Origin of the sequence: Spiroplasma sp. hy2, from assembly GCF_044714365.1 — a bacterium.
GTDB classification, from domain to species: Bacteria; Bacillota_I; Bacilli_A; order Mycoplasmatales; family Mycoplasmataceae; genus Spiroplasma; species Spiroplasma phoeniceum.
In genome coordinates this window covers 1-2,260 of the sequence record NZ_RXFZ02000158.1, presented here as the reverse complement: position 1 = coordinate 2,260, position 2,260 = coordinate 1, and the positions used below count along the sequence as shown (strand labels likewise).

At 29.4% G+C, this 2,260-nt stretch carries 2 protein-coding genes; both read right to left on the bottom strand.

Annotated features, from left to right (window positions below; genetic code table 4):
• Positions 1-1,703: MSC_0882 family membrane protein (locus EHV01_RS04790; RefSeq protein WP_422066455.1), on the bottom strand; the 1,703-nt coding region annotated here is incomplete at its 3' end.
• A gap of 53 nt (positions 1,704-1,756) precedes the next feature.
• A complete protein-coding gene (locus EHV01_RS04785) occupies positions 1,757-2,017 on the bottom strand; it encodes a hypothetical protein (protein ID WP_422066454.1) in 261 nt (86 codons plus the stop codon).
• Positions 2,018-2,260: the final 243 nt, after the last annotated feature.

Below are 2,260 nucleotides of genomic sequence, written 5' to 3'. Positions count from 1 at the left end.
TTAAACCAACGACCAAGTAATGCATCACCGTTTCGTTTACGACGACGAGCAATTAATCATGGAATTGAAATTACTAGTGTTAAAATAATTAAGAAAATAATAAAAATCACTAAACAAATACGATTTGTTTTTTTCTTTAAAGCTGCTAATTCTTCTGGATGAACAATTTCATATCCATAATAACCAATAATATTTGCTTTTCTTTTTTTTGTTAAAACAATATTCGCAATATGAACGCCTAATGTTACGATTAAAATAATAATTGTAATTGTAATGGCTACTGTTAAATCATCAACAATGCCTAAACTTCAAAAACCAAACCGAAACTCTTCACCTGAATGTTGTTGAAAACCGTATAAAATTCCTAAAATAATTCCACCAAAGAAATAAGTCGGAAATGCTAATCAATTTAAAACAATACTACGAACAGTCATTTTTTTATAATTATCAATTAAGAAATGCGGAATAGTATGATTACCCCGTGTTAAATTAGAAAGATAACTATTTGTTTCAATTCGAACTCGTGATAAATCAAAAATACCAGCAAACAATAATCCTAGAGAAATTAACAAAAAAGTAATTGTCAAAAATGGATGAGGAATATATTTCGCTTTAATTCCCATAATTGCTTCTAATTCTTGTTGATGAGAAATAAAATATAAAGCAATAAATAAACTTGTCATCATTGTGCCAAGAAAACCAATAATAATCATAATTAAGGTACGAACTTTTTCCGAACGAATCTCACGAGCAATTTCTAAAGGAATTAAACGGTTAGCATATTCCTTATTAAAACGACGACGACGTTGTTTTTCTGATAACTGTGGTTGATAAGCATAACGATTATTTTCCCTACTGTTTGTTAAAGCTGGTCGGTCAAATTGCGCTGATGGAGTAAAATGACCATTTTGATAATACGATGGTGGCACTGGCATTGACTTTGTCATCATTTGATTATCATCAAAATATTGTGCTGAATTTGCACCACGATAGGCACCTTTGCTATCATAAGCTAATTCTGAACGATTAAATTGTTCATTAACTTGTAATTGATGATACGGTGATGCAACACGTGATTGATAAGGAGGACGATATTGATTTGCATACATATTATCATCGTTAACATAACCATCACGGTGGTTCTGATATCCCATAAATTCAGCATTGTCATATAGCCCTTGATTTTGTTGTCCTGACCAATATTGATCATAATTAGAACTTGTTACATGCTGCTGAATTCGGCGTGGCAAAATTTGTTGATGAACTGGACGCGAATAATTTTGCGCCGCATCATGATTATAATATGGCTCAACATAACCAGGTGGCATTTGTGAAGCATTTACATTCATTACCTCACGGTCTTCTTCAAGATACTGGCGGTCATGATTATTAGCATAATAATTATATTGGTTACTTAAGTTCATTCGTGCTGGACGAATTGTATTATTATTTTGATATAACATTTCCATATTATTTAATTGGTTTTGTTTATATGCTTCATTTGGACGAAAGTATTGATTTGATGAAAGATGATTTTGAGGCATTCCATTTGGATAGGGTTGATTTTGACTAAAATCAACATTATTTTGGTTTCTTAATTCAGGATTAAAATTATCACCAAAACGATTTGCTGATTGCATTGGTGGTTGCTCATGTTGTTTATCTTTCACCATAAACGATTTAACCGTATTAAAAAAACCCATGCTTTGTTTCACCTGCCCTAAATGTGAATAACATTGTATTAAAAAAGAAACTGCTAGTTTTTATCACCCATTTTTTTAGCTAGCATAATTTCTTGTTCAAAATACTCAATGTTTTCCTTAAAACTAGTTTCTTGTTTTAATTTTACAATATTCGTTCAATTACTACTGCTTTTTTTACTTCGAAATAAAGAAAAAGTAATAATAAAATAAACAAATAATAATAGCGCTGCAAATCCTAGTAGAAAACCAATTAACCCGATTACTGGAATGTCTAAATCTAAGATTGTTATGCTTGTTTTCAAGAAGCCCTCCATATAAACACCACACTATCTATGAGTATTATACTATACTTTTTAAAATTTATGCAAAAAATATATCTTTAATTTTGTCGAAAACTCTTGATATTTATAAAATATACCTAAAATTAGGTATATTTTTAATATATGGAGGTAAATAATTAATGAAAAAAATAATTACAGAATTAATAAATAGCTTAACAGATGATCAATTTTTAGAATTTTATGAAAAAATAAAACAACAAGCAGACTTAATTAAAA